This is a genomic window from Levilactobacillus parabrevis ATCC 53295, from assembly GCF_001434055.1.
GTDB classification, from domain to species: Bacteria; Bacillota; Bacilli; order Lactobacillales; family Lactobacillaceae; genus Levilactobacillus; species Levilactobacillus parabrevis.
Map to the genome: position 1 here is coordinate 1 of NZ_AZCZ01000133.1, position 203 is coordinate 203.

The window sequence follows — 203 nt, forward strand, 5'->3', positions numbered from 1 at the left end:
ATAATATCTAGTTTTCAAAGAACAAATTCCTTGGCACTCTCGTACCAATGGAGAATAGCGGGATCGAACCGCTGACCCCCTGCTTGCAAAGCAGGTGCTCTCCCATCTGAGCTAATTCCCCAAAATGATGACCTTGCGGTCAATGGGCATAAATGGACTCGAACCATCGACCTCACGCTTATCAGGCGTGCGCTCTAAACCAG

At 48.8% G+C, this 203-nt stretch carries 1 tRNA gene; it reads right to left on the reverse strand.

The features are described from left to right. Positions 1 to 48 precede the first annotated feature (48 nt). Positions 49 to 121 (reverse strand) — tRNA-Ala (locus FD07_RS12040). Positions 122 to 203: the final 82 nt, after the last annotated feature.